General features: G+C 45.7%; 25 protein-coding genes. 21 read left to right on the forward strand and 4 right to left on the reverse strand.

The features are described 5' to 3' along the window. The first annotated feature begins 3 nt into the window (after positions 1–3). Together LI091_RS12705 and thiI are read left to right on the forward strand one after the other, a co-directional pair. On the forward strand, positions 4–1,158 hold the full coding sequence (locus tag LI091_RS12705) for a cysteine desulfurase family protein (RefSeq protein ID WP_265191215.1): 1,155 nt from the start codon (positions 4–6) through the stop codon (positions 1,156–1,158). 24 nt (positions 1,159–1,182) lie between these two features. Further along, complete coding sequence (gene thiI, locus LI091_RS12710; RefSeq protein WP_015527083.1) at positions 1,183–2,364, forward strand: tRNA uracil 4-sulfurtransferase ThiI; 1,182 nt, start codon at positions 1,183–1,185, stop codon at positions 2,362–2,364. Between the two features lie 165 nt (positions 2,365–2,529). Here the strand turns inward: thiI and LI091_RS12715 are convergent, their stop codons facing one another. Then, positions 2,530–2,766: an HPr family phosphocarrier protein gene (locus tag LI091_RS12715; RefSeq protein ID WP_015527084.1), complete on the reverse strand. Its 237-nt coding sequence runs from the start codon at positions 2,764–2,766 to the stop codon at positions 2,530–2,532. A gap of 133 nt (positions 2,767–2,899) precedes the next feature. On the opposite strand from LI091_RS12715, the gene mtaB reads away from it, so the two are divergent. The 9 genes from mtaB (at position 2,900) to LI091_RS12760 (ending at position 10,049) form a co-directional block, all read left to right on the forward strand. Then, a complete protein-coding gene (gene mtaB, locus LI091_RS12720; RefSeq protein ID WP_021652336.1) occupies positions 2,900–4,228 on the forward strand; it encodes a tRNA (N(6)-L-threonylcarbamoyladenosine(37)-C(2))-methylthiotransferase MtaB in 1,329 nt (442 codons plus the stop codon). Positions 4,229–4,413: 185 nt separating this feature from the next. After that, a complete protein-coding gene (locus LI091_RS12725) occupies positions 4,414–4,686 on the forward strand; it encodes an IreB family regulatory phosphoprotein (RefSeq protein ID WP_015527087.1) in 273 nt (90 codons plus the stop codon). A gap of 1 nt (position 4,687) precedes the next feature. Beyond that, positions 4,688–5,140, forward strand: a complete 453-nt coding sequence (ruvX, locus tag LI091_RS12730; protein ID WP_092071282.1) for a Holliday junction resolvase RuvX — start codon at positions 4,688–4,690, stop codon at positions 5,138–5,140. Positions 5,141–5,232: 92 nt separating this feature from the next. Further along, the gene (locus LI091_RS12735) at positions 5,233–5,502 is read left to right on the forward strand and encodes a DUF1292 domain-containing protein (RefSeq protein ID WP_059086846.1); all 270 of its coding nucleotides are present in this window, start codon (positions 5,233–5,235) and stop codon (positions 5,500–5,502) included. Between the two features lie 281 nt (positions 5,503–5,783). Next, the gene (locus tag LI091_RS12740) at positions 5,784–7,418 is read left to right on the forward strand and encodes a ribonuclease J (protein ID WP_044962008.1); all 1,635 of its coding nucleotides are present in this window, start codon (positions 5,784–5,786) and stop codon (positions 7,416–7,418) included. Between the two features lie 4 nt (positions 7,419–7,422). Then, on the forward strand, positions 7,423–7,761 hold the full coding sequence (locus tag LI091_RS12745; RefSeq protein ID WP_015527090.1) for a YlbF family regulator: 339 nt from the start codon (positions 7,423–7,425) through the stop codon (positions 7,759–7,761). An 11-nt stretch (positions 7,762–7,772) separates the two neighbouring features. After that, complete coding sequence (locus LI091_RS12750; RefSeq protein WP_015527091.1) at positions 7,773–8,177, forward strand: endolytic transglycosylase MltG; 405 nt, start codon at positions 7,773–7,775, stop codon at positions 8,175–8,177. Next, the gene (locus LI091_RS12755) at positions 8,174–8,866 is read left to right on the forward strand and encodes an O-methyltransferase (protein WP_021652340.1); all 693 of its coding nucleotides are present in this window, start codon (positions 8,174–8,176) and stop codon (positions 8,864–8,866) included. The genes LI091_RS12750 and LI091_RS12755 overlap by 4 nt, the downstream gene beginning before the upstream one ends. Continuing rightward, positions 8,826–10,049: a peptidase U32 family protein gene (locus tag LI091_RS12760; RefSeq protein WP_265191217.1), complete on the forward strand. Its 1,224-nt coding sequence runs from the start codon at positions 8,826–8,828 to the stop codon at positions 10,047–10,049. The genes LI091_RS12755 and LI091_RS12760 overlap by 41 nt, the downstream gene beginning before the upstream one ends. Before the next feature lie 54 nt (positions 10,050–10,103). Here the strand turns inward: LI091_RS12760 and sigK are convergent, their stop codons facing one another. Continuing rightward, positions 10,104–10,733 (reverse strand): RNA polymerase sporulation sigma factor SigK, encoded by a 630-nt coding sequence (gene sigK, locus LI091_RS12765; RefSeq protein WP_144094545.1) that lies wholly within the window; start codon positions 10,731–10,733, stop codon positions 10,104–10,106. Positions 10,734–10,914: 181 nt separating this feature from the next. Between sigK and LI091_RS12770 the strand changes: the two genes are divergently transcribed. The 3 genes from LI091_RS12770 to LI091_RS12780 are packed head-to-tail and all read left to right on the forward strand — an operon-like array spanning position 10,915 to position 16,501. Beyond that, positions 10,915–14,454, forward strand: coding sequence for a DUF5717 family protein (locus LI091_RS12770; protein WP_265191218.1), 3,540 nt, complete (start codon positions 10,915–10,917; stop codon positions 14,452–14,454). After that, the gene (locus LI091_RS12775) at positions 14,451–15,725 is read left to right on the forward strand and encodes a DUF5716 family protein (protein ID WP_265191219.1); all 1,275 of its coding nucleotides are present in this window, start codon (positions 14,451–14,453) and stop codon (positions 15,723–15,725) included. The genes LI091_RS12770 and LI091_RS12775 overlap by 4 nt, the downstream gene beginning before the upstream one ends. Continuing rightward, positions 15,722–16,501, forward strand: a complete 780-nt coding sequence (locus LI091_RS12780) for a hypothetical protein (RefSeq protein WP_015527094.1) — start codon at positions 15,722–15,724, stop codon at positions 16,499–16,501. Before LI091_RS12775 ends, LI091_RS12780 begins: the two co-directional genes overlap by 4 nt. On the opposite strand, the gene LI091_RS12785 is transcribed toward LI091_RS12780, so the two are convergent. Continuing rightward, entirely contained in the window at positions 16,498–17,937 is a 1,440-nt protein-coding gene (locus tag LI091_RS12785) for a hypothetical protein (protein WP_173734126.1), read from the reverse strand. The two genes, LI091_RS12780 and LI091_RS12785, sit on opposite strands and share 4 nt — an antisense overlap. 167 nt (positions 17,938–18,104) lie before the next feature. On the opposite strand from LI091_RS12785, the gene LI091_RS12790 reads away from it, so the two are divergent. The 7 genes from LI091_RS12790 to LI091_RS12820 all read left to right on the forward strand — a co-directional run bounded on the left by LI091_RS12790 (position 18,105) and on the right by LI091_RS12820 (position 25,310). After that, positions 18,105–18,827 carry a LytR/AlgR family response regulator transcription factor gene (locus tag LI091_RS12790; RefSeq protein WP_059085394.1) on the forward strand — a complete coding sequence of 241 codons (723 nt, stop codon included), beginning with the start codon at positions 18,105–18,107 and terminating at the stop codon, positions 18,825–18,827. Between the two features lie 92 nt (positions 18,828–18,919). Next, complete coding sequence (locus tag LI091_RS12795) at positions 18,920–19,810, forward strand: amino acid ABC transporter substrate-binding protein (RefSeq protein WP_110102492.1); 891 nt, start codon at positions 18,920–18,922, stop codon at positions 19,808–19,810. Between the two features lie 228 nt (positions 19,811–20,038). Next, positions 20,039–20,689: an amino acid ABC transporter permease gene (locus LI091_RS12800; protein ID WP_022426149.1), complete on the forward strand. Its 651-nt coding sequence runs from the start codon at positions 20,039–20,041 to the stop codon at positions 20,687–20,689. Between the two features lie 21 nt (positions 20,690–20,710). Continuing rightward, on the forward strand, positions 20,711–21,403 hold the full coding sequence (locus LI091_RS12805; RefSeq protein ID WP_110102490.1) for an amino acid ABC transporter ATP-binding protein: 693 nt from the start codon (positions 20,711–20,713) through the stop codon (positions 21,401–21,403). A gap of 122 nt (positions 21,404–21,525) precedes the next feature. Continuing rightward, the gene (gene purB / locus LI091_RS12810) at positions 21,526–22,959 is read left to right on the forward strand and encodes an adenylosuccinate lyase (RefSeq protein WP_044961987.1); all 1,434 of its coding nucleotides are present in this window, start codon (positions 21,526–21,528) and stop codon (positions 22,957–22,959) included. A gap of 120 nt (positions 22,960–23,079) precedes the next feature. Next, a complete protein-coding gene (locus LI091_RS12815; RefSeq protein ID WP_022426147.1) occupies positions 23,080–24,354 on the forward strand; it encodes an adenylosuccinate synthase in 1,275 nt (424 codons plus the stop codon). Positions 24,355–24,488: 134 nt separating this feature from the next. Continuing rightward, the gene (locus LI091_RS12820) at positions 24,489–25,310 is read left to right on the forward strand and encodes an HAD-IA family hydrolase (RefSeq protein ID WP_015527102.1); all 822 of its coding nucleotides are present in this window, start codon (positions 24,489–24,491) and stop codon (positions 25,308–25,310) included. A 134-nt stretch (positions 25,311–25,444) separates the two neighbouring features. On the opposite strand, the gene LI091_RS12825 is transcribed toward LI091_RS12820, so the two are convergent. After that, complete coding sequence (locus LI091_RS12825; RefSeq protein WP_173739604.1) at positions 25,445–26,002, reverse strand: helix-turn-helix domain-containing protein; 558 nt, start codon at positions 26,000–26,002, stop codon at positions 25,445–25,447. Positions 26,003–26,466 lie beyond the last annotated feature (464 nt).

A 26,466-nucleotide genomic window follows, 5' to 3' on the forward strand; every position in this document is an offset into this window, starting at 1 on the left:
ATTATGGAAGCATATTTTGACAATTCCGCGACAACGAGATGCTTCGATGAAGTAAAGGATATTGTCTGCAAAACCATGACAGGAGATTTCGGAAATCCTTCTGCCATGCATAAAAAGGGAGTGGAAGCGGAGAATTATGTCCGCAGAAGTGCCCAGACCCTTGCAAAATTACTGAAAGTGAATGAAAAAGAGATTCTTTTTACCTCCGGTGGAACAGAATCGGATAACCTTGCTATCATTGGTGGTGTGGAAGCCAATAAGCGAATGGGAAACCATATCATCACAACTGCAGTAGAGCATGCAGCAGTGGCCCAGCCTTTTGCTTATCTGAAGGAACAGGGCTATGAGGTGACCACTCTTCCTGTTGATCATCAGGGCGTTGTAAAGCTGGATGCACTGGAAACGGCTCTTCGTCCGGATACCATTCTGGTGTCTGTGATGTACGTGAACAATGAGGTGGGAGCCGTGATGCCGGTAGAAGAGATCGGAAAGCTCGTCCACGAAAAAAGCCCGAAAGCACTTTTTCATGTAGATGCCATCCAGGCATTCGGAAAGTACCGTATTTACCCGAAAAAACTGGGGATCGATCTTCTTTCCGTGAGCAGCCACAAGATCCATGGACCAAAGGGCGTAGGCTTTCTCTATATTAACGAAAAAGTAAGAGTACAGCCGCAGATCCTTGGAGGTGGACAGCAGAACAGCATGCGTTCCGGAACGGACAATGTACCGGGAATCGCAGGCCTTGGCGTTGCTGCAGAGATGGTATATACGGATTTTGATAAAAAAATACAGCACCTTTATGACCTGAAAGAACGGATGGCAGAGGGACTTTCAAAGCTTGGAGACATCACCATCAACGGAATGCCTTTAAGAGAAGGGGCACCGCACATCATGAGCGTGACTTTTCATGGAGTCCGAAGCGAAGTCCTGCTCCATACACTGGAAGAATTCGGAGTATATATTTCCGCAGGAAGTGCATGCTCCAGTCATAAGAGAAAACCAAGTGCAACACTGACAGCTATAGGCTTGAGCAGAGCCGATGTGGAAAGTACCGTCCGCATCAGCTTCTGTGAGGAAAATACCTTTGAAGAGGTAGATTACTGCCTGGAAGCACTGGGAAAAACAATTCCGATGCTGCGCAGGTATGCACGTCGATAGAGAATACAGAAGAAAGGGATTTTTATGTTAGTACATGCATTTCTGATCAAATATGCGGAAATTGCCCTTAAGGGAAAAAACCGCTATCGTTTTGAAGATGCTCTCGTACATCAGATGGAGATCGCACTCTCCAAGATCGAGGGAGATTTTGAAGTAAAAAAAGAGCAGGGAAGAGTTTATGTATTCTGCCCGGAGAATTATGATTACGATGAGGCTGTAGATGCGCTGCAGCATGTATTCGGTATTGTAGGCATCTGCCCGGTTATGATCTATGAAGAACAGGGCTTTGAGAAGCTTGCCGAAGATGTTGTGGGTTATATGAAGCAGTGGCATCCGGACTTTAACGGAAGCTTCAAGGTCTGGACACGCCGCGCAAAGAAATCCTATCCGATCAGCTCCATGGAAGTCAGCGCTGAGCTTGGCGGACGTATCCTGGATGCGTTCCCGGAGGCAAGTGTAGATGTTCATCATCCGGAGCTGGATCTTTCTGTTGAGATCCGTGACAAGATTTACGTATATTCCCAGACCATTCCGGGCGCAGGCGGAATGCCCATCGGAACAAACGGAAAAGCCATGCTTCTTCTTTCCGGTGGGATCGACAGTCCGGTTGCCGGCTATATGATCGCAAAACGTGGTGTTAAGATCGATGCGGTATATTTCCATGCACCGCCCTACACCAGTGAGCGCGCAAAACAGAAGGTAGTGGATCTTGCCCGCCTGGTAGCCAAATACAGCGGACCGATCCGTCTCCATGTAGTTAACTTTACAGATATACAGCTTTATATTTATGATCAGTGTCCTCATGATGAGCTTACTATTATCATGAGAAGATATATGATGCGTATTGCCGAGCATTTCGCTAAAAAAGACCGTTGTCTCGGACTTATCACAGGTGAGAGCATCGGACAGGTTGCAAGCCAGACCTTACAGAGCCTTGCTTCTACAAATGAAGTCTGCACACTTCCGGTATATCGTCCGGTGATCGGCTTTGATAAAGAGGAGATCGTCCGTATTTCCAGAAAGATCGATACCTTTGAGACTTCTATTCAGCCGTTTGAGGATTGCTGTACCATCTTTGTAGCGAAACATCCTGTAACAAAGCCGAATCTTAAGGTGATCCGCCGTTCTGAGCAGAAGCTTTCTGAGAAGATCGATGAGCTTATGGAAACGGCTCTGAATACCACAGAGATCATTGAAATTCAGTGATCCGTTTTTAGATAAGAAAAAACAAACAGGGAACCTCGCTGCAGAGGTTCCCTGGAATTACCGATATATCAGGAAAAGGGAGTTCATTGAGAACAGAAGGATTCTGAAAGCATGAAAAAAGAGGAACTGTATCCGATACAGTTCCTCTCAAATATACAGTATAGATTAGTCGATTGTATATTTGGAAATAATCTGCATTACGTTATCCAGAGCAGCGCCATCTGCATGGATGTTGAGGTCGATCGGCTTGGAAAGATCCAGGCTGAAGATACCCATGATGGATTTTGCATCAATCACATATCTTCCGGATACTAAATCAAAATCGCAGTCGAATTTGCTGATCTCGTTTACGAATGCTTTCACCTTATCGATGGAATTCAGTGAGATTTTAGCTGTTTTCATTATAATAACCTCCCTTGATAAATTTTTGTTGTTTTACAGCTTTCATCTTACCTGTCAGTACCCAAAAAGTCAAGGTGAAAAGAGATAAAAATTGTTTTAATAATTAGTTAAAGTGTAAAAAAAGTGAGGAAAAATGGGAAATAAAGTTGCATTACACAACCTTGGCTGCAAAGTAAATGCCTATGAGATCGAGGCCATGCAGCAGCTTCTGGAGGAGGCGGGATATGAGATCGTGCCTTTTGAGCCGGGAGCGGATATTTATGTGATCAATACCTGCACAGTAACCAATATTGCAGACAGAAAATCAAGACAGATGCTCCACAAAGCAAAAAAAATGAATCCGGAAGCGATCGTGGTGGCAACGGGCTGTTATGTACAGACCGGTGGCGAGAAACTGGAAAAAGACGAAGCCATTGATCTTGTTCTGGGAAATAACCAGAAGATCAATATTGTGGAGGCACTGGCCGAATATGCGGAAAACAAACCGGGCCATGGTTCCCATGTGATCAAGATCAATCAGACAAAAGAGTATGAGGAACTTTCCATTGATCATACAGCAGAACATGTAAGGGCATATATCAAGGTTCAGGACGGATGCAATCAGTTCTGTACGTACTGTATCATTCCCTATGCAAGAGGCCGTGTCAGAAGCCGAAATATTGAAAGTGTGCTGAAGGAGGTCCGTGCACTTGCGGAAAAAGGGTATAAGGAAGTGGTCCTTACAGGAATCCATTTAAGCTCCTATGGAGTGGATTTCCCGGAGGAGAAAAAAGAGACACTGCTTTCTCTGATCCGTGCTGTGCATGAGATCGAAGGGATCAGGCGTATCCGTCTGGGATCGCTGGAACCGGGAATCGTTACAAGAGAATTTGCGGAAGGGATCGCGGCGCTGCCGAAGGTATGCCCGCATTTCCATCTTTCCCTGCAGAGTGGCTGTGATGAGACCCTGGAGAGGATGAACCGCAGATACAGAAGCGGGGAATACAGAGAGCGCTGTGAGCTTTTAAGAGAAGTGTATGGAAATCCGGCACTGACAACGGATGTGATCGTAGGCTTTCCGCAGGAATCGGAGGAAGAATTCCGGAAATCCTATGATTTTGTGGACAGCATCCGTTTTTATGAGACTCATATCTTCAAATATTCCAGAAGACAGGGAACAAAGGCAGCTGCCATGGACGGACAGCTGACAGAGGCGGAGAAATCCTTCCGCAGTGAGAAGATGATCGAGCTGCATCATCGTCATGCAGGGGATTATGAGAAATCCATGCTTGGCAAAAACCTGGAGGTACTGATCGAGGAAGAGTATACAAAGGATGGACGGACCTGGTATCTGGGACACAGCCGGGAGTATATAAAAACTGCTGTACCGAAATCGGAAGCTTATGGTGTAAATGATATCGTAATCGTAAAGGCAGAAGGCTTTCTTGAAGAGCATATCATGACCGGTGAAGCCGTGGAGTGAAGAACGGGATCGTATGTTGAAAGGTTGTTTGTTCACTGGTAATATTTTGCGAAGCGTGTTACTGAGAACGGAGTGAACAGTAACGTTGACAGTTTGTATTCGCAATCCTCGTTAAATTTAAGATTGTAATTTATGTAAATTTATATTAAAATAAAAAAGAATATATTTTAAGGACGTGAGAGACAATGGCAGAGAATAATCTGGGAAATACACAGTATTTCAGAACAAAACCGGATCAGGAGCTTCAGGTAAAAGAAGTCCTGGATCTGGTGTACAATGCAATGGATGAGAAGGGCTACAATCCGGTGAATCAGATCGTAGGATATATTATGTCCGGAGACCCGACCTACATCACAAGCCACAAGGGTGCGAGAAGCATGATCATGAAGGTGGAGCGTGATGAGCTGGTAGAGGAGCTTCTCACCGAGTATATCAAGAATAAGTCCTGGGAACGGTAATATGAGAGTACTGGGACTGGACTATGGCTCGAAGACCGTTGGGGTTGCAGTGAGCGATCCCCTTGGCCTGACAGCCCAAGGTGTGGAAACCGTATGGCGCAAGCAGGAAAACAAGCTTCGTCGTACTCTGGCACGTATTGAAGAGATTATTTCGGAGTATCAGGTTACGGAGATCGTTCTGGGATACCCGAAAAACATGAACAATACAGTAGGAGAGCGGGCCGAGAAATCTCTGGAGTTTAAGGAAATGCTGGAGAAACGTACGGGTCTGCCTGTTGTTATGTGGGATGAGAGACTGACTACCATGGCGGCAGACCGTACTCTGGAGGAGACCGGTGTGCATAAGGAAGACCGTAAACAGTATCTGGATCAGGTAGCAGCAGTCTTTATCCTGCAGGGATATCTGGATGCTGCCGCACACAGAAGAGAGCAGCAGGAAGGCGTGGAAGAATGATCGGAAACGCAAATAGATATTTTGAGCGGATCAGGTAGCAAATGCGGATTGTGAATATCCGCTTGACAAGAACGGATAAGGAAGAATTAAATATGGAAAAAATAATATTTCAGTCAGACGACGGCACAGCTGCTGAGTTTTACGTAGAGGAGCAGACCAATATTGCGGGTGTGACTTATCTTTTGGTGTCCGATTCACAGGATGAGGAAGCAGACGCATATATTCTGAAGGATATTTCAGCTCCGGGAAGCACAGAAGCCTGTTATGAGATGGTCGAGGATGATGACGAACTTCAGGCTGTATATGCAGTTTTTCAGCAGATGCTGGATGACGTGAATTTTGAATGGAGGAGCGATTTTTGAAAAGCGAGAACAACGATGACAACAAAAATGCGGAGAGCAGAGTACAAGTTTCCGCAGGCGGTGCCAGAAGAACCGCAGCAAGACAAAAGAATGCCGGATCAAGAACAAGACAGTATCGTGGTGGCAGCAAAAACCGTCAGGATAAGCCTTTCCGGCCAACAGCAAAGAAAACAGCAGCCGGTGGCGCTGTAAAAAACAGCAGAAACACACAGAAACCGGCAAAGACCGGCGGCAGGCCATCCGGTCGGAAAACCGGCCGCAGAACAACATCCAAGCTTAAGATCATACCACTTGGCGGTCTGGAGCAGATCGGAATGAACATTACCGCTTTTGAGTATGGCGACAGTATTGTAGTTGTAGACTGTGGTCTTTCTTTCCCTGAGGACGATATGTTGGGAATCGATCTGGTCATTCCGGATGTAACATACCTTAAGGAAAATATTTCCAAGGTGAAGGGATTTGTGATCACTCATGGACATGAGGATCATATCGGAGCTCTTCCGTATGTGTTGAAAGAGATCAATGTTCCGATCTATGCTACCAAGCTGACACTGGGACTGATCCGCAACAAACTGAAAGAGCATAACCTTATGCGTTCTACCAAATTGAAAGAGGTAAAACACGGGCAGGTGATCAATCTTGGGGATTTCGCTGTGGAATTTATCAAAACGAATCACAGTATCCAGGATGCATCCGCACTTGCTATTTATTCACCGGTGGGAATCGTGATACACACAGGAGACTTTAAAGTTGATTATACACCGGTATTTGGAGATGCCATAGATCTGCAGCGTTTTGCAGAGATCGGCAAGAAGGGTGTGCTTGCACTGATGTGTGAGAGTACCAATGCAGAGAGACCGGGATTTACAATGTCCGAGCGTACAGTGGGACATGTATTTGATAATCTTTTTAATGAGTACCGGACATCCAGGATCATCATTGCAACCTTTGCATCCAACGTGGATCGTGTGCAGCAGATCATTAATACTGCATACCGGTTCGGAAGAAAGGTTGCTGTGGAAGGCCGCAGTATGGTCAATGTTATTTCCGTAGCGTCAGAGCTTGGCTATCTGCAGATCCCGGAGAACACACTGATCGAGATCGATCAGGTGAAGAATTATCCGGACGACAAGGTGGTTCTGATCACAACCGGAAGCCAGGGTGAGTCCATGGCGGCACTTTCCCGTATGGCAGCCAATATCCATAAGAAGATCACGATCAAGCCTAACGATACCATCATTTTCAGCTCCAATCCGATCCCCGGAAATGAAAAGGCAGTTTCCAAGGTCATCAACGAACTGTCTATGAAGGGAGCCAAGGTTATTTTCCAGGATGTCCATGTTTCCGGACATGCCTGCCAGGAGGAGATCAAGCTGATCTACTCCCTCGTAAAACCGAAATATGCCATTCCGATCCATGGTGAGTACCGTCATCTGACTGCACAGAAACACATTGTGGAAGATCTGGGAATCCCGAAGGAGAATATTTTTATCCTTTCTTCCGGAAATGTTCTGGAGTTGGACGGACAGGATGCCAAGGTGACAGGAAGCGTTCATACAGGTGCGATCTTCGTAGACGGACTTGGCGTTGGCGATGTGGGAAATATCGTACTCCGTGACCGTCAGCACCTGTCTGAAGATGGAATCATGATCGTAGTTATGACACTGGAGCGCCACAGTAATGTAGTTCTCGCAGGTCCGGATATCGTTTCCAGAGGTTTTGTGTATGTAAGAGAATCTGAGGATCTTATGGAGCATGCCAGACAGGTTGTGGAAACTGCACTGGATTCCTGCCTGGAGAACAATATCACGGACTGGGGCAAGATCAAAACCGAGGTCAAGGATGCCCTTGGAGAGTATCTGTGGAAACGGACCAAGAGAAATCCTATGATCCTGCCTATCATTATGGAGGCGTAGGTTCATGGATGAGATCAGCATGGAGATCGAGAAGCTTCTCGATGCTGTGCACAGAAGCGATGAATATCAGGAATATCAGAAACAGGCAGCCCAGCTTGAAGCGGATCCTGAGCTGAAAGCCAGAGTGATGAGATTCCGTGGAGATAATTTCAGACTGCAGAATCATTCAGACAAGGATGAGCTGTTCCATATTGCGGAACAGCTCAATCAGGAGTCTGCAAGTCTGAGACAGAACCTGAAAGTAAATGCCTATCTCGACGCAGAGCTTGCGCTGTGCAGACTGATGCAGAGGATATGCAGGACGCTGGTGGACGGGATCGACATACAGATTCCTGACTTATAGGAGGAAAGACTATGGCAGACACAAGAGACAAGGTTGGCAGGGCCGGCGTTTTTCTGGCTGGAGGGGTATTTAAAACCGCTGTATATATCTTTATTATCGTATTTCTGATCTGGGTTGGAAAATCAGCATATCAGTTTGGCTACGATGTGTTTAACCAGCAGGCTATGAGCCCGGGAGAGGGACAGCAGGTCACGGTAGTCATAAAAGAAGGTGCTTCTGCATATAAAGTAGGCAAGACACTGGAGCAGAAGGGTCTTATCAAGGATGCGCTTGCATTTACCATACAGGAAAGAATGTCCGCATATCACGGACAGATCAAAGCAGGTACATACCTTCTCAGTACAGCTTATACACCGACCAGGATCATTGCAGTGCTGTCAGGAGAAGAGAGCAAGGAAGGATCGAACAGCCAGTGATCGTAGAAGAACGCATGCAGACCTATATCAATTCACTGGATATGGGGAATACTCCATTTCTGCAGGAGTTGGAGACAAAGGCACTTGCAGACCGGGTGCCGATCATCCGGAGAGATATGCAGAGCTTTATGAGGATGCTTCTGGCACTGAAACAACCGAAGCGCATTTTGGAGGTGGGGACTGCCGTAGGCTTCTCCACACTTCTTATGTGTGAGTATGGGCCGGAAGATATGGAAATTGTTACCATAGAGAATTATGAAAAAAGAATTCCTGTCGCAAAGGATAATTTCAGGCGCGCAGGAAGAGAGTCACAGATCACGCTTCTGGAGGGAGATGCCGGAGAGATCCTGAAGAATCTTACCGGAACCTTTGATATGATCTTCATGGACGCAGCCAAGGGCCAGTATATCCACTGGCTTCCTGACGTGCTGAGACTGATGAAAGAGGGAAGCGTGCTGGTATCTGACAACGTGCTGCAGGAAGGGGATATTATTGAATCTCATTATCTTGTGGAACGGCGTAACCGTACAATCTATAAAAGAATGAGAGAATATCTCTGGCAGCTGACTCACAGTCCGGTGCTTCGTACATCGGTGCTTCCTCTTGGAGACGGAGCGGCTGTAAGTGTAAAAACAGGAGAACAGGTTTATGAAACGACCAGAACTATTGGTTCCGGCGAGCAGCCTTGAGGTTTTAAAGGTTGCCGTCATATATGGTGCAGATGCTGTTTACATCGGCGGAGAAGCTTTTGGACTTCGTGCAAAGGCTAAGAATTTTTCAAAAGAAGATATGTGTGAGGGAATCGCATTTGCCCATTCCCATGGTGTAAAGGTTTATGTGACAGTAAACATCCTGGCGCATAACCGTGATCTTGAGGGTGTAAGGGAATATCTTCAGGAACTGAAGGAGATCGGACCGGACGCAATGATCATCGCAGATCCGGGAATCTTTATGTATGCAAAGGAAATCTGCCCGGAGATCGAGCGTCACATCAGTACACAGGCAAATAATACCAATTATGAGACTTACCGTTTCTGGTATAACCTTGGTGCCAAACGTGTGGTAAGTGCAAGAGAGCTTTCTCTGGAAGAGATCCGGGAGATCCGGGCACATATTCCGGAGGATATGGAGATTGAAACGTTTATTCACGGTGCCATGTGCATTTCCTATTCCGGAAGATGTCTTCTCAGTAACTTTATGGCAGGAAGAGATGCCAATCAGGGAGCCTGTACCCATCCTTGCAGATGGAAATATTCTGTTGTGGAGGAGAAGCGTCCGGGAGAATATATGCCGGTATTTGAAAATGAGAGAGGAACTTTTATTTTTAATTCCAAGGATCTTTGTATGGTAGAACATATGGAAGATATCCTTACAAGCGGTATTGACAGCCTGAAGATCGAAGGACGTATGAAAACAGCTCTTTATGTGGCAACAGTGGCAAGAACCTACCGCAAAGCCATTGACGACTGTATGGAAAGTCCGGAAAAATATCATGCAAATATGCCGTGGTATCAGGAGCAGATCTCAAATTGTACCTACCGTCAGTTTACCACCGGATTTTTCTACGGAAAGCCGGATGAGAATACCCAGATCTATGACAGCAACACATATGTAAGAGAATACACATATCTTGGATTTGCAGAAGAGATCGATGAGAGAGGTCTGGCAAGACTGACACAGAGAAACAAGTTTTCTGTAGGAGAGACCATCGAGATCATGAAACCGGACGGAAGGAATATTCCGGTCACAGTGGAAGCCATTTATAATGAAGAGGGCGAAGCTATGGAGAGTGCACCACATGCTCAGCAGAGGATCTATGTGAAACTGACTGAGATGCCGGAGGTATTTGATATTCTCCGAAGAGGTGAATGATCCGAAAGGGTGGATAAGAGAGTAAAGGGGAGAACGAAAAGAACGTTCTCCCCTTTACTGATTTTCAGGAAAAAGAGTACGGAGTTTTCGAAGAGCGTTCTTTTCGATACGGGATACATAGGAGCGGCTGATGGAGAGATTTTCAGCAATCTCTCGCTGGGTCAGTGGCTCCTGGCCATTCAAACCGTAGCGGCAGCAGATTACCTGGTATTCCTTTGGGGAGAGTACTGTCCGGATATAACGGAGAAGATAGGAAATGCTGTCCCTTTTGAAACAATCATCCACAACATCAACGGGTGGACTTTCAATGATATCGAGAAGGCTGATCTCGTTGCCTTCCCGGTCTGTGCCGATGGGTTCATAGAGAGAAACTTCTCTGGAACGTTTCCTGCGGGCACGGAACATCATGAGAAGCTCATTGTCAATGCACCGTGCAGCATAAGTGGAAAGCTTGGAAGTCCGGCTGGGATCAAAGGTGGAAATGGCTTTGATCAGACCTATGGTGCCTATGGAGATCAGATCATCCGGATCCTCGTCACATCCCTGATATTTTTTTGCAACATGTGCTACGAGGCGGAGATTGTGTTCGATAAGGATATTTTTTGCTTCCGGATCGCCCCTTTGGAGCTGCAGAAGATAGAACTGCTCTTCCGCAAAAGAAAGCGGTTTCAGAAAGGTTTTCAAGGGTTCACCTCAAAGGGGATTTCCTTATAGCTTATGAGCCGGACGTGCTTTTCGTGCTTTTCCAACAGAAACTTTATAAAAAGGACAGAGGCGAACACCTGTTGCGCCACATTCTGATCTGGTGTATAATCATAAAATACGAGTGACAACAATCAGTGTATATTGATGAGGAGTATATATTTTGAAAAAGAGGATAGAACAGCTTCTTAACGGAAAATTTATTTATGAACAGCCTGGGCTTCTGTTTTCACAGGACCGTATTTTCGCTACGCTGAAGGCAGGAGAGACTACAAAGGATGAGATTTATTTCGGTACCGATGACAACCGCAGGATCAGTGGCTTTGTGACTTCATCTGATCGGAGACTGGTGCCGGGATTTGACCGCTTTTCCGGAACCACAGTGCGCATGCCTTATGGGGTAGATGCAGAGGGAATGAAGCCGGGAGAGAGCTTTGAAGGCTGGCTGTGTTTTACTACCAGTATCGGAGAATATAAGCTGCCGTTCACTGTACAGGTACAGACGGAAGAGGTGAAGAGTGCAGGCAGAAAGGTATCTTCTCTGGAAGAATTTCTGCACATTGCAAAGGAAGATTTCCATGAGGCTTACCGGATCTTTACAGAACGACATTTTTCCCTGATCCTGAGTGATCAGAGTGAGAAGATCCGTTCTCTTTATGCAGGAATGTCACAGCAGCCGGTGACCTATCAGCATCTGGAGGAATTTCTGATCGCAGCCGGTGCCAAGGAAAAGGTGACATTGAGTCTGAACAGAGAAGAGGCCGGTTTTTATGATGTCAGTGAATCTGTTCAGGAATCCCTTTATATCCACAGGAGCGGATGGGGACACCTGCGGGCAGATATTGAGGTAAACGGGGATTTTCTGGAGGCAGGCAAGCATGTGGTCACAGAAGAGGATTTTATCGGAAGTACCTGTGAAATAAACTATGTGATCCGCCAGGAAAAACTGGGAAAAGGAAATCAGTACGGCGAGATCATTGTAAAAACCCCATACCAGAAACTGGTATATCACGTTCTTGCATCCAGAGGAACTGAGAGTGCCGTGAACCTGGATCTTCTGGAAAAACAGTACCGGATATCTCTGATGAAGGAATACCTGGGATATCTCTGTAAAAGAACAGATTTTCAGGCCTGGACAGCCTCTACTCATGAGAAGCTTGACCGTATGGGCGAAAACGGACTGAAATATCCGGAATATCAGCTTCTGGAAGCCTATCTTCTTCATCTGGAAGGAGAAGATGACCAGGCTTCAGAAATCCTTGAGCGTTATCAGAATAAATCCTTTCATCACAATGAACTGGAACTGGCAGGGATTTATCTGTATCTGTGTACACAGACCGGGCTGTACCGGGATAAGGAACAGGCCCTCCGCAAGGTACAGAATTTCCAGATGCAGAAGGAAGACAGCTTTATCCTTCTGAAACTGGTATTTGAAATGGATCATACGCTTTCTCCGTCAAAAAAGATCTTTCTGATGGAGGAACTTTTTGAGCGGGGATGTACAAGTCCTTTTCTGTATCTGGAAGCATGGAACAGTATTTGTGCAGATATGTCTCTGCTGCATCGAATCAATGGGTTCTGGGCCCAGGTATTCCTTTTTGCAGGAAAAGAACAGATGCTGACGGAAGAGCTGGTCATGCGCCTGGCATATCTTTCCGGTTATGAGAAAGCTTTTAACGAAAGTCTGTACCGTGCTATGGCCATGGGATGTGAAGCCTTTCCGTCGGATGATACCGTGGAAGCTATCTGTAAATATATTATGAAGGGAAATCCAAGAAAACCGGAATATTTTCAGTGGTTTTCCGCTGCCGTGGACCGCGGGATTCGGATCACACGGCTGTATGAATATTATGTGGAAACACTGGATACTTCTTATCGGAGAGTCCTGCCGAAACCGCTTTTGATGTATTTTACCTATAACAACAATACTCTCGGTGATTCCAAGCGTGCCTATCTGTATGCATGCATCATTGCAGGGAAGGAACGTGATCCACAGACATACGAAAGTTATCGTGAAAGCATGGAAGAATTTGCTTTCCGTAAGTTACGGGAAGGCCGGATGAATGAAAATTATGCCGCTGTTTATCAGGAATTCATGCGGGAACCATCGGACAGCGAAAAAGCGCAGGTGATCGCCTCCAGAATGTTTACCTGCCGGCTGTATACGGATGATCCGAAGGTCCGCAGTGTGATCGTCCGTCACAGACAGATGAAACAGGAAGAAATCTATCCGTGTATCCATGGGATCGCTTACCCAAGGATCTGCAGCGAAGATGCGGCCGTTGTATTTCAGGATGAAAAACAGAGACGTTATGCTGCTACGGTAGATTATAATCTGACACCACTTTTTGATGATCGTGAGATGGTTCCGGCAGTGCTGGAAAAAGGGGCGGATGAACCGGCTGTGCTTTTGTATTACTGTCAGGGTCAGGAGATCAGTCGTAAGAATCTGGGAATTTTTCAGAAACTGGTCCTTTCACCGGCGTTTACCGATGAATATAAGAGGCTGATCCGCAAAAAGATCCTGGATTATTATCGGGATCACGTGCAGGGAGAAGATCTGGATGCCTGTCTGGAGATGATGGATTATCGGGAATATGCCATGGTCGACCGGAAAACCCTTCTGGAGATCCTGATCCAGCGGGGACTGTTTCCGCAGGCTATGAGCGTGGTGGAAGCATTTGGATTTGAAGGAGTAGAGGAGCGTGCGCTTCTGAAGCTGGTAAGCCGTATGATCATCCGCTGTGACTGTGCGGAAGACGAAGAGCTGATCGCACTTTCCTCTCATGTATACCGACAGGGAATCTATGATGAAGTGATCCTCATGTATCTGATGAAATTCCGGTTTGGACCTGTGGATGAACTTCTGGATATCTGGAAAAGTGCCTGTGGGTTTGAGATGGATACCTATAATCTGGAGGAGAGGATCCTTTCTCTTCTGATGTTTAACTGGGATTACCGGCCAGAGGGTGCGGATATCCTGAAAGCATATATCCGTCATTCCGGAAAAGAGAGTGTGATTGGTGCGTATCTGACTCTGATGTCTTACGGAATGTTTGTAAAAGAAATGCCGGAGATGCCTGGACTTAAGGAGTATCTGAAAAATCGCAGAGAAAAGGAGTGGCCCGGAGACCGGATCTGTGACCTGACCCTTCTGAAACTGCTTTCCGAAGAAAAAACTGCTGATGAAGAAAATCTGGAAATGGAGGAAAAAATCCTCTCCTCCTGTGTAAAGGAAGGAATGCTATTTGAGTTTTTCCGGAATCTGGATCAGAGTATCCTGCGACCGTATCAGCTGGATGATAAGACTTTTGTAGAGTATCATACTTCACCGGAGACTTTGGTCACACTGTATTATTCCCTGGATACAGGACTTGGAACTGTACCGGACTATAAAAGTGAACCGCTCAAAAATGTCTATGAGGGAATTTTTGCCAGAGCATTTACATTGTTTTATGGAGAGACCCTGCGATATTATTTCCAGACAGAAGATGAAACCGGTGTACACAAAACGGAAGAAAAAATACTGACCATGAGCCAGAGTAATGACCAGGCATCCAGCAAATATCAGCTGATCAATCAAATACTCTGTGCAAGGAAACTGGAGAAAGATACGGAAGTGAAGGAGAAGCTGGCACAGTATCTCCGGCAGGAACAGTACGTTAATGAAATGTTTGTCATAGAGAAGGAACCGGAAAGATGAATGAAATTCGTGACTTGATCATAGGAATTGATATTGGAAAAGAATACACACAGATCTGTTATTATGACAGAAAAGCAGAAGAAGCCCGTTCTCTTTCCATGAAGGTAGGAGCCAGTCAGTACGAAGCTCCGGGCTGTATCTGCTATCGTACCGATCACGGTGATTACTGCGTAGGCCTGGAAGCAGAGTATTTTGCCAGGGAAAAGGGCGGGATCATGATCGGAAATATCTATGATATCTGTCAGAAGGAAGAAAAGATCCAGGTGGCAGGAGAGGAAAAAGAGCCGGCAGAGCTTCTGGCACATTTTCTAAGGGGAATCCTGAAATTTCTGGGAATCCAGGATATCGTAAAGAATACCCGGTGCCTTTGTATCACATCGCCGGAGCTTAGTACACTTCAGGTACGGAATTATCAGAAGGCCTGCAGCCTTGCAGGTTTTTCCCGTGAGAAATATATGCTTATGGACTATGGCGAGAGCTTTTATTATTATGCACTGGGACAGAAACGGGAAACCTGGAATCGAAGTGTAGGATGGTATGCCTTTGCAGGCGATACGGTAACTTTCCGGAAGCTGAACATCAACGGCTCTTCCAGACCGGTGCTTGTAAAACTGGAGGATCCGGTCAGTACAAAGCTTGAACCGGAAGAAGAGATCCGTGATGTGGAATTTTACCGTTTTATCAGTAAGACTCTCGGCAAAGAGCTCTTCTCCAGTGTGCAGATCACGGGAGAAGGATTTGACCAGCAGTGGGCACAGCAGTCTGTAAAGCTCCTGTGTCATCAGGGACGGAAGGTTTTTTACGGAAACAATCTTTTTGCAAAGGGAGCCTGCATAGCCGGTAAGGACAGGCTGGAGGATAAAAAACTCAAAGGTTACCGCTATTTAAGTGATTCGCTGGTGACTGCGGACGTAGGAATGGATATGCGGGTGATGGGCTCTCCGGCTTACTATCCGCTGATCGAAAGCGGCAGCAACTGGTATGAATGCAGTGCATCCTGCGAGCTGATCCTGGATGATACCAGTGAACTGGTATTTGTAGTAAGTATTCCGGAAGAAACCGAGAAGAAACGTGTGGCCATGGCACTTGAGGGTCTGCCAAAGCGGCCTAATCGGACTTCAAGGCTTTCCCTCACGCTGAAATACGTATCGCCGAGAGACTGTGAGATCACAGTAGAGGATCTGGGCTTTGGCGAAATGTATCCTTCCAGTGGGAAGATCTGGAGGGAACTGGTACGATGGGATGAGCAGGAAGAAAGGAAGCAGGCATGAGCGGATATATTTTATGTCAGGTAAAAAAGGCAGAGAAGCCGTTTTATATCGAAAATATCAGTACCAATATCTATTCTATAGAAGAACTCTGCTATTATCTTTATAACAATCTTTATCTTGTGGACAGCTCATTGATCAGCAGTAAGCTCTGTACCTGGCTGGAGGAAGAACTGGAGCTTCCGAAGCTTGCGGCCAAGCTGAAACCTTATATTGGAAGAGAGGCCGGACTTGAAGAAGTACTGTATCCGATATTTAAAGAGATCAATTATCTGGCTTATGAAGAGCTTAAGACCTTAAACGGGCGCATTGAAGCCAGAAAACGTGAACCTGAAGAAATACGGGAGAAACGCAAAGGTGATGCGCTGATGGAGAATCGGATGTATGTGAATGCACTCCGTGTTTATCAGAAGCTTCTGGAGCATGGCGGGAAAGAAATCACCGGAGAGATGCGTGAAAGGATCCTGCATAATCAGGGATGCGCATACAGTTACCTGTTCCAGATGGATAAAGCGCTGGATTGCTTTTGGAAAGCATGGAAGGAGAATCATTCAGAGAAAGCGCTGAAGGTTTATCTTCTGGCCTACCGCAGTGTTCACAGTGAAGAAGAATACAGGAAACGACAGGAAGATCTGAAGACAGATGAAATGGTAAGGCAGGAAACAGACCAGGCTCTGAAAAGCTTTGCCGGTCTCCCGGAGCAGCATATCGCATCCGGAGAAACCGACAGGATCCTGGAGGATCTCACAAGAGAATATCACAGAAGTACCGGCTCTTAAAGCTGTTCAAGAAGTCCCAGCAGGATCTGCCGGGCTTCTTTTTTTGTATATACGGATTCTTCCTCAGACAGGGAACAGAGGTAATCATTCAGGGCCTGTCCGATACTGGTCTCTTTCAGATAGATACAGAGAAAAGTATCTTTTTCGGAAAGAAAGCAGAGAAAAACGGAATAGTCAGACAGAACTTCCAGATGGATCCCGGTTTCAGGAAGTACGGAAGGCTTCAGGATCCTGCATTTTTCATGTCCCATATCTGTGTCAAGAAGATGCTTGAGGGCTTTTTTTCGTTCTTCTTTCGGAAGAGGGGTCTGATGGTAGGAATAAGGTCCGTCAAGGAGTCCGGTACGGGCAAATTTCCGGATCCCGCTCAGTGTAAAATAATTGCAGGAAAAGGCAGATTCTGTAAAAGAAAAGGAAGTCTGGTTCAGAACCGCTGCCAGCTGGGTATAGACCGGATTGGAAAGATCGATATCCCTGTTATCAAACAATGACTGAATAAAGCCCGGACCATAGGACATCAGTGCAAGGCAGGGATGAGATTCCAGTGCAAAATTTGTTGAGATCTTTGTCTGCATGATAGAACCAAAGATATTAAGGATCTTGTCCGGAGAATCCGACTGCAGGAAGAATTGGCTGGAATTCTCAAGAGCCCGCCGGAATTCCTGTTGATATGCGTGGATCGCTTCCGGATTTTCAGTAAAAATACAGGTCATCATATCCGAGGATAACAGCAGCAGCTTTTTTTCAGTGAGTAAGAAAAAAGGAAACAGTTCATAGCTGGAAAACTCTCGGCCTGTCTGAGTATAGTAATAATATGGCTGGTAGCCCACAAAACCTGACAGGATCGGAAGGAGTGTGCAGAGAAAGGTTTCCAGATTCATGTTGTAATCCGGTGAGGCGGACGGGTTCTGGTGAAGCGGCAGGATCTGGATCACCGGTGGCAGTTTCTCATATTTGGGATAAAGATGGGAAAAGATCTGTACAAGAAGCCGGCAGTTGGCCGGAAGGTTGGTACGGATCGTTTCAGAAGAACCGGAAGACAGGATGTCCTCAAAAAGGTTCAGGACCTTCTTTTCCACATCAAGAGAAAAAGTTCCACGGTAAAAGGGAAAGGATGGAAGCTTGAGAAAACCCTCCCGGGAAATGACCTGCTGGGAGCTGATAACACCCAGAAGCTCCTGTATATATTTGCGGTTGTAATATATTTCTTTTCCGATTTTTTCTATTTTGTATAATTCCATCAGTTCCCGGCGTTGGGAAGGATTGATCCGGAGGGAATCGCAGAACTGGCGCACAAAATCAATACCGGGAAGACGTTTCCCTGTGATCATACGTTGTAGCGAGGTACGGTCAAGTCCCGAAGAAGCAGATAACTGATAAACGTTTTCTCCTGTATCCTTTAGGTATTCCCGGCATTTGTTGCTGAAATCAGACATAGTAGTACTCCTTTTGGCACTTATATGACATTATTATACGAAAACAGATCATGAATTGCAATAATTTGTAAAAAAACAAGGCACAATTAGAAGCACATATTGCGTAGGTCTTTCTTTGAAAATAAAATGTTAATATCAGAAAGAGCATGAGGGAGGAAAACACGGCAATGGCAGTGATGACGATCGCGATATGTGATGAAATACGAAAGGATGCACAGAAGCTGTACAGGCAGCTTTCCACACTGGTCCCTGATGCAGAGCTCCTTCTGTATCGGACCAGAGAGAGTCTTCTGAAAGGACTGGCAGAGGGACACAAGATCTGCGATCTGATATTTCTGGGGCTGGATGGTGATCAGGGCAGGAGTCTGGAAACTGTACGGACAATGCGCCTGAAAGGACATTATATCCCGGTTGTGCTGGTGGCAGAGAATGAAAAATTCTATAAAGAAGCATTTGAAGTGTTTGCCTATAACTATCTGGTCAAACCGGTTGAAAGTGGAGAACTGGAACATGTTCTGGTACATATCCTGGAGGTATGCAGGCGTGAAGGCGGAAGAGCGCTGTATTTTCGCTACAGGAAACAGGTTTATACACTGCAGCACGATCATCTGGCATATATATCCAGTAGTCTTCACAGTGTGACATTTCATCTTACCGATGGAAAAAAGATCAGCTGCAGAGCCAGGCTGGGGGATTTTTCGGGACAGCTGTCAGACAGCAGCTTTTTGAGATGTCATCAGAGCTTTTGTATTAACATGGAGAAGGTAACTTCACTTAAGAAGAACAGTTTTGTGGTCGGACAGACGGAAATCCCAATTTCCAGAACATATCTGAAAACGGCCAGAAAGAAATACAAAGATTATCTGGCAGAGCAGAAGGTTTGCTCTTGACAGCTCCTTTTGGGTATGTTACTATAACCATACGCTTTCACGTGGTAGAGTGACCATGTGATAAAGAGATAACCGAAAAAAGGAGAATGACCATGAAGAAAAGAACAGTTGCAGTAGTAATGGCGGCAGCGATGACAATAGGAATGATGGTAACAGGAGTGAGTGTACAGGCAGGTGTTGAGGATAAGACCCTGATCGTAGGATTTGATGCTGAATATCCTCCGTTCGGATATAAGGATGATAACGGAGAATATGTAGGATTTGACCTTGACCTTGCCCAGGAAGTATGTGATAATCTTGGCTGGGAACTTGTTAAGAAGCCTATCAACTGGGATTCCAAGGATATGGAGCTGAACTCCGGAACGATCGACTGTATATGGAATGGATTTACTATCAACGGACGTGAGGATGACTATACATGGAGTGATCCATACATCAACAATGAGCAGGTGATCGTAGTTGCCAAGGATTCTGAAATTGAGAAGCTTGCGGATCTTAAGGGCAAGAACGTAGTTGTACAGGCTGCATCCGCTGCACTGGACGCATTGAACAACGATGACAATAAGGACCTGAAGGACAGCTTTGCATCTCTTACAGAGAATCCGGACTACAACACTGCATTTATGAATATTGATTCCGGAGCTGCAGACGCTGTTGCTGTTGATATTGGTGTTGCTAACTATCAGCTTTCCCAGAGAGGCAAGGATAAATATGTGATCCTTGACGAGCCGATCCAGAACGAGCAGTATGGCATCGGATTCAAGAAGGGAAATGATGAGCTGAAGGATCTCGTATGGGATGAGGTCAAGAAGCTTGACGAGTCCGGTGAGGTTGACAAGCTTGCAGATAAGTATGAACTGGATAAGAGCATGCTCTGCATCAGCGAGGACAAGGATAAGACAGAGAATTCTGATTCAGCAGAAGCTGACACAGAAGAAAGTGCAGACAGCACAGAGAAAGAAACCGATTCTGAATCCAAATGATCCGGTACAGATCCGGTACAGTAAAAGCTGTGAAGATATTTTTTAAGCTATCCAACAGCAGTAGAAATAAGAAACATAGCAGAAGCTTTTGAAGCTTCCGCATAAAAAGGAAATGAGGGTGCTTCGGCGCAGAAAGAGCTGCCGTACACGCTCATTTCCTGTTGTTTACAGGAATTACAGGTATCAGTCCGATAAATGGGACTGATACTCCGAACCAGGAGGAAAAAAATGAGTTTTAGTGTAATGCTCCAGCAGCTGGCAGGAGGAATGCTGGTCTCTATTGAGATCTTTTTTGTAACCTTGCTGTTTTCTCTGCCGCTGGGACTTCTGATCTGTTTTGGCAGAATGTCCAGAAACAAAGTGATCCGTACCATTGTATCCGGGTACATATCCATCATGAGAGGAACGCCGCTGATGCTGCAGCTGATGGTGGTATATTTCGGCCCTTATTTTATTTTCGGGATCCGTATTTCCATGGGATATAGTCTGATCGCTGTATTTATCGCATTTGCCATCAACTATGCAGCTTACTTTGCAGAAATCTACCGCGGCGGCATTGAATCCATGCCGGTGGGACAGTATGAAGCTGCAAAGATCCTTGGATACAATAAGGTGCAGACATTTTTCCGCATCATTCTTCCACAGGTGATCAAGAGGATTTTGCCGTCTATTACAAATGAGGTCATTACGCTGGTCAAGGATACTTCCCTTGCGTTTGTTGTGGCAGTTGCGGAGATGTTTACCATTGCCAAGCAGATCGCAAGTGCACAGACAACAATGATGCCATTTGTGATCGCTGCGATATTTTATTATGTGTTCAACCTGATCGTGGCTGTTGTGATGCAGAAGGTTGAGAAAAGTATGAATTACTACCGCTAACCGGAATGGAGAGTATAAAATATGAAATTATTTGAAATGAAACATATCAAAAAAAGCTTTGACGGACTGGAAGTTCTCAAAGATATCTCTCTTGACGTGGAAGAGGGAGAAGTTTTAAGTATCATCGGTCCTTCCGGTTCCGGCAAGTCAACCATCCTGCGTTGTGCCACAGGACTTGAGACGCCGGACAGCGGCGAGATCATCAAAAACGGTGATGTGGGACTGGTGTTCCAGCAGTTCAATCTGTTTCCGCATTTTTCCGTACTGAAAAATATAGTGGATGCACCTTTGAAGGTGCAGAAGAGAAAGAAAGATGAGGTTTACGTCCAGGCAAGAAGCCTTCTTAAGAAAATGGGCCTTGCAGACAAGGAGAAGGCATATCCTTTTCAGCTTTCCGGAGGACAGCAGCAGCGAGTTTCCATTGCCCGTGCGCTCTGTATGAATCCGAAGATCCTGTTTTTTGATGAACCTACATCTGCACTTGATCCGGAACTGACCGGTGAGATCCTGAAGGTTATCAAGGATCTTGCTCAGGAGCATATCACCATGGTGATCGTTACTCATGAAATGAATTTTGCAAGAGATATTTCCGACCGTATCATCTTTATGGATAAGGGTGTGATCGCAGTGGAGGGAACGCCGCAGGAGGTATTTTCTTCCGAAAATGGCAGAATGAAGGAATTTTTGGGAAAATTCCATCAGGGTATGGAGTAACAAACGGTTGCTTTTAAAGAGGCAATGTTATATAATTTCAAGAGGCGTGAATTAACCAGATTCGGGCAGATAACGGATCATTCGCCATTCCGGCCCGGATGTATGTAATCAGGAGGATAATAATGAATACAGACAGATATGTAAGCCCGCTGTCAGAGCGGTACGCAAGCAAAGAGATGCAGTACATTTTTTCCCCGGACATGAAATTCCGCACATGGAGAAAGCTGTGGATCGCACTTGCTGAGACGGAACGTGAGCTTGGCCTTAACATCACCCAGGAGCAGATTGACGAGATGAAAGCTCATGCGGATGATATCAACTATGATGTGGCTAAGGAGCGTGAGCGTCAGGTTCGCCATGATGTAATGTCTCACGTGTATGCGTTTGGTGTACAGTGCCCGAAGGCAAAAGGTATCATCCATCTGGGAGCGACCTCCTGTTATGTAGGAGATAATACGGATATCATCGTTATGACAGAGGCACTGAAACTTGTCCGCAAGAAACTTGTGAACGTGATCGCTGAGCTTTCCAAGTTTGCTGCACAGTATAAGGATCAGCCGACTCTGGCGTTTACTCATTTCCAGCCGGCACAGCCGACAACCGTAGGTAAGAGAGCAACTCTCTGGACTCAGGAATTCCTGATGGATCTTGAGGACCTTGAGTATGTATTAAGCACTATGAAGCTTCTTGGCTCCAAGGGAACAACCGGTACACAGGCTAGCTTCCTGGAACTTTTTGACGGGGATCAGGAGACCATCGACAAGATCGATCCGATGATCGCAGAGAAGATGGGATTCAGATCCTGCTATCCGGTTTCCGGACAGACCTATTCCAGAAAGGTTGATACCCGTGTGCTGAATATCCTTGCGGGAATCGCTGCAAGTGCACATAAGATGTCCAACGATATCCGTCTTCTTCAGCATCTGAAGGAAGTAGAGGAGCCATTTGAGAAATCCCAGATCGGATCTTCCGCTATGGCATATAAGAGAAATCCGATGAGAAGTGAGAGAATTGCTTCCCTGTCCAGATATGTGATGATCGATGCACTGAACCCGGCGATCACATCTGCAACACAGTGGTTTGAGAGAACTCTGGACGACTCTGCAAACAAGCGTCTCAGCGTTCCGGAAGGATTCCTTGCGATCGACGGAATCTTGGATCTCTGCCTCAATGTTGTAGACGGACTGGTTGTTTATCCGAAGGTTATCGAGAAGAGACTGATGTCTGAGCTTCCATTTATGGCAACTGAGAATATCATGATGGATGCAGTTAAGGCAGGCGGAGACCGTCAGGAACTTCATGAGCGTATCCGTGAGCTTTCCATGGAAGCAGGAAAGAACGTGAAGGTAGAGGGTAAAGATAACAATCTTCTTGAGCTGATCGCAGCAGATCCGGCATTTAACCTGACTCTTGAGGATCTTCAGAAATCCATGGATCCGTCCAGATATACAGGACGTGCCAAAGAGCAGACAGAGGCATTTATCGCCAATGTGGTACAGCCGGTTCTGGATGCACATAAGGATCTGCTTGGCGTTAAGGTTGAGATCAACGTATAATTCCAAGATGTTATAAACATTAAGAAATGAACACAGACAGGAATGACGTGTCTCTGTGTATTACAGGCAGAGAACATGCCGTTCCGAATAATAGAGAAAGACACAAGGAGGAACTGTGTTATGGTAACTGCAGTAGTAGGAGCAAACTGGGGAGATGAAGGTAAAGGCAAGATCACAGATATGCTTGCTGAGAAAGCCGATATCATCGTAAGATTTCAGGGTGGAGCCAATGCGGGCCACACCATCGTAAATGATTACGGTAAATTCGCACTTCATACACTTCCGTCAGGTGTGTTTTACGGACATACGACCAGTGTCATCGGAAACGGTGTTGCACTGAACATTCCGGTATTCTTCAAGGAGTACAACGAAGTAGTAGGCCGTGGAGTACCGGCACCGAAGATCCTGATCTCCAACAGAGCACAGATGGTAATGTCTTACCACATTCTGTTCGATCAGTATGAAGAGGAGCGTCTTGGAGGCAAGGCTTTCGGTTCCACAAAATCCGGAATCGCTCCGTTCTATTCTGACAAATATGCAAAGATCGGCTTCCAGGTAAGTGAGCTTTTTGATGAGGAAGCACTGAAAGAGAAGGTTGTACGTATCTGCGAGACCAAGAACGTAACACTTGAGCATCTCTATCATAAGCCTCTTCTGAAACCGGAAGACATCATGAATGAGCTGATGGAATACAAGAAGATGGTTGAGCCATACGTATGCGACGTATCTCTCTATCTCTGGAATGCACTGAAAGAGGGAAAACAGGTTCTTCTTGAGGGACAGCTCGGAACTCTGAAAGACCCGGATCACGGAATCTATCCGATGGTTACATCCTCTTCCACACTGGCTGCTTATGGTGCTATCGGTGCAGGCCTGCCTCCATATGAGATCAAGAAGGTCGTAACCGTATGCAAAGCTTACTCCAGTGCAGTTGGAGCAGGTGCATTCGTTTCTGAAATCTTCGGCGAGGAAGCAGATGAGCTGAGAAAACGTGGCGGTGACGGTGGTGAGTTCGGTGCTACTACAGGCCGTCCGAGACGTATGGGATGGTTCGACTGTGTTGCATCCAAATACGGATGCCGTCTCCAGGGAGCTACAGACGTTGCTTTTACAGTACTGGATGTTCTGGGATATCTGGATGAGATCCCGGTTTGCACAGGCTATGAGATCGACGGAGAGGTGACAACAGAATTCCCGACAACTGTGCAGCTTGAGAAAGCAAAACCGGTTATTGAGAAGCTTCCGGGATGGAAATGCGATATCCGTGGAATCAAAAAATATGAGGATCTTCCGGAGAACTGCAGAAAATATGTAGAGTTCGTAGAAAAACATATTGGATTCCCGATCACAATGATCTCTAACGGACCAGGAAGAAACGACATCATTTACAGATAATTATTTTTACAGTATCAGGATTATGACAACAGGAAGCGCCGGGGAAGAATTTCTCCGGCGCCCTTTTGTTTCAAAGAGATATTCAGTTAAAATAACAGATAGAATAGCGGATGTATCATGTGAAAGGAAGCTCAATGAAAAATTTTAAAAGAATCGCGGCACTTGCAGGTGTTGTCATATTACTTCTTATATTCTGCCTTCCAATGGCATTTGCCTGGGGAAGCAGTGAAAACGCCCAGGCTTTGTTCCGGGGGGCTTTTGCGGCAGCAGTTCTGGTACCGATCGTAGCGTATGTTTTCTGGATGGCGTACCGGATCTGGGGAAATAAGAAGCCGAGAGAGGATGAAAACCGTATGATCGAGAATATTATTTTTGATGTGGGAAATGTGCTGATGGGCTATGACTGGGAAGAGTATCTTCGGAGCTATGACTTCCCGGAAGAAAAGTATCAGAAAATCGCAGATGCAGTATTTCGAAACCCGATCTGGGAGGAACAGGACCGTGGACAGCATGAGGAGTCCTGGTATGTAGATAAATTTGTGGAAAGTGCACCGGAATATGAAGCAGATATTCGTGAGGTGGTACGACGTGATCCGGAGTGTATGCATCTGTATGATTATGCGGAAACCTGGGTGAAATATCTCAAAAATCAGGGATATCATCTCTATGTCCTTTCCAACTACGGAACTTATATGCTGGATCGTACAAAGCAGGATATGTCTTTTCTGAAATATATGGATGGAGTGGTATTTTCCTGTGATGTGCAGCAGATCAAGCCTGAGGTGGATATTTACAAAACACTTCTGAAGCGTTACAGCCTGAAACCGGAGAAATCGGTATTTCTGGATGATCGTGCCGTGAACTGTGAGGGAGCCGGAAAAGCCGGTATCCATACCATCCAGTTTGAGAATCTGAAGCAGGCGGCGAAAGCGCTTGAGAAGCTTGGTGTGAAATGACCTTCAGTGTGAAAAGAGAAACGCAGAGGGCCTGCACCATCGCGAAGCCCTCTGCATTCTAAAGGGGAGGATATAATAAGTATCTCCCGGAACGGCATCTGTTATACAGAAAATATATAAGATCTTGTAATCTTTTATTCCCTGTTCTTCTTCCGGTATTCACCGGGAGTCATTCCATATGTTTTTTTAAAAGTACGCATGAAATGCTCCGGACTTTCATACCCTACAAGTTCACAGATCGCAAGATTGCTGAGAGAGGTTTCACGCAGAGCATGACATGCCTGGTTCAGCTTGATATCTCGGATGATCTGTAAAAATGTCCGTCCGGTACTTTCCTTGATCAGGGTACTGAAGTGGGAAGTACTATAGCCAAAATGCTTCGCAGCTTCACGTAAGGTAACGCTCTGGTAGTGACGGTTCAGGTAGTTGAGGATTTCCGTTACAGAATTTCCGGTGCTGTCCTTTGTAAGGATGGATTCAATATCATTTTCGTGAAAACGCAGCAGCATGGCCCAGAACATGACTAGCATGGAGTTGAGAAAGGTGCAGCTGTATTTGGCGTGGCCTAGATATTCGATATAGAGATTTTCCAGCATGTCATGGATCTGTGCATCATTTCCACTGTGAAAGATCAGATAATTTCCCACGGTCTTGCGGTACAGCACATGGGCAGTTACTGCTAACGGTAACAAAAGCTCATGGGTACCCTGGCAAATACTTCCTGTACAATATAAGCATACTTTTGGCTATGAAATGCTTTTAAACATAGTGGGTATTTTAGATCCCGGTATGCTGTTTCCTGTGACCATCTGAGATGGTAGAGTTCTTTTAAGTGATCCATATCAAAATCCTTTTTTTACAAGGAAATTCCTTAAGTAAATGACATTGGGAGTGAACAGTAACTCTGAAACAGTTAAGACAGGCGGAAAATCCGCCTGCTCTTGACATGCAGATTTGCACCTGTTGTATATAAAGAGCAAGGGCAAAAAGCTCTGTGAAAGAACTTTTCACCCTTCATTATCATAGAAGAATCTTATTTACAGACTTTTTCTCACAGTCTCTCTGTAGTTTACTATTGCTTTTTGGGCAGCATCAAAATCCTTTTCTAGTACATAAATACATGTTGTTTCATTCTTATGATCAATTCCCGATGCAA

The organism is Blautia sp. MSK20_18, assembly GCF_020553125.1.
GTDB classification, from domain to species: Bacteria; Bacillota; Clostridia; order Lachnospirales; family Lachnospiraceae; genus Blautia_A; species Blautia_A fusiformis.